This window comes from Eudoraea sp. (assembly GCF_049665975.1).
GTDB lineage: Bacteria > Bacteroidota > Bacteroidia > Flavobacteriales > Flavobacteriaceae > Eudoraea.
Genome location: NZ_JBATGR010000387.1, coordinates 1 through 1755, shown reverse-complemented (window position 1 = coordinate 1755; position 1755 = coordinate 1). Strand labels below are relative to the sequence as shown.

Annotated in this window: 2 protein-coding genes and 1 pseudogene; all 3 read right to left on the bottom strand. The window is 34.3% G+C overall.

Annotation, left to right across the window (positions count from 1 at the left end):
• A partial coding sequence (locus WBN20_RS13095; RefSeq protein ID WP_424282019.1) for a cob(I)yrinic acid a,c-diamide adenosyltransferase occupies window positions 1-564 on the bottom strand: 564 nt, incomplete at its 3' end.
• Window positions 565-834: 270 nt separating this feature from the next.
• The gene (locus WBN20_RS13090; protein ID WP_424282018.1) at window positions 835-1191 is read right to left on the bottom strand and encodes a hypothetical protein; all 357 of its coding nucleotides are present in this window, start codon (window positions 1189-1191) and stop codon (window positions 835-837) included.
• A 199-nt stretch (window positions 1192-1390) separates the two neighbouring features.
• Window positions 1391-1755: pseudogene (locus WBN20_RS13085) on the bottom strand (ABC transporter ATP-binding protein); the annotation flags it as partial.

The window sequence follows — 1755 nt, the reverse complement described above, 5'->3', positions numbered from 1 at the left end:
CTCAGGAATCCACTTTATTTCATCCGCTTTTAAATCGTATGACAATTTTCGTGCCAGCACAAATAAATAGTCTGAAAGGCGGTTGAGGTAAATCAAAACCAAACTATCAACAGGCTCATATTCATTTAATTGTGATACCATTCTCTCAGCTCTTCTGCAAATAGTACGGGCAATATGACAGTATGACACTGTTGTGTGTCCTCCGGGAAGGATAAAATGGGTCATTGGCGGCATAGTTTCATTCATATTGTCCATTTCCTTTTCCAATAGCTCTACATCTGCATTGTCTATTAAAGGAATATTCAGACGATCTTTTCCACTTTTCAATTGTGCTTTTTCAGGATCAGTAGCTAAAATAGCACCTACGGTAAACAATTTATCCTGGATAGTAATAAGAATCTCTCTGAAATGCAAATTCATCTCCTGATCCCTTAGCAGTCCAAGCCATGAATTTAGTTCATCGACGGTACCATAACCGTTAATGCGAATATGATGTTTAGAAACTCTTGTACCTCCAAAAAGTGAAGTTGAACCCGTGTCTCCGGTTTTGGTATATATTTTCATAGGCTATTTTAGTCCTTTTGAGTTGCAAGTTAGGAAATTGGCTTTATATGAAATTCTTTGCTCTTCGATAATTAGGAATACCTGAAGTATTTATAATTACCTCTTTTTGTCCTTTCGCTCATAACCATCCATAAATTTCCTTGATTTTCTTTTCTTAGAGCTTTTTTTACTAAAAATAGAAATGACTATATAAACAAGGGCTACCCCGGCTAATATGTAATAAATACTGTTGTTCATAGTATGAAAAATATCTATCTTAAAGTTAAGAGTTTATATTCTAATCTTAAAATGCTCCCGGGCCTGAGTTTTATGAAAAAAAAGAAGGCCTCCAAAATACATATCCACGCTAACCGTCACAAAATCTGATAAAATTAATTTATCCCACAGTTCTATGGTGTAGGTATTTTTCCTGATATCACCAATATAGATTATTCCCTTGGGCTGTTGTTTGGCGTAATTCGCCATAGCCAAAATTTGAGATTCTGTAACTAGTGCCCCATAGTATTTTATCTCAAATGGCTCTTTAAATGAAAGTGATGGAAATTCGTCTTTAACTTTCTTTTTTAAAAGTTCATTTCCATACTCAAAGCCTACACTTTTTGGTTTGAAATAATTTATACATTTCAAAAATATATTCAGTGATTTTGATCTGCAGTATTTATGTTTTATGTACAGACCATTGGTGACAAAACGATAAATAAAAGGGGAATGGATTCCATGCTGGTTTGTTGCCTTAAACCAAAATTTCAGATATTGAAAGGTACCAGACATTAAAGTAAATTCTTAAAATCAGTAAATTCGAATAATGTAATAACCACCGGGGGAATTAGTCTTCCAATAACGCGGAAAGCTCAAACCATCGTTCAGTTTTATCCTCAAGATTTTCTGTGATATCTTTTAATTGTATTGATAAAACGTCTATTTCTTCCCCAGATAATTCGGTATTAGCAAATTGATTTTGAAGCTCCTCTTTTTGTTTTTCTAAGTTTTGAATAGATTTTTCCAGCTTGTTATACTCTTTTTGCTCCTCAAAAGACAGTTTTTTGCTTTTGTCATCAGACCGCCAGGAAGTTTTATTTGTTTTATTCTGAGAGCTTTTCCCCTTTTCGGTCCTTTTCTCTAAAACGGCACTATCTTCATATGCCCTGTGATCTGAATAATTCCCGGGGAAGTCTTCAACAATTCCATTGC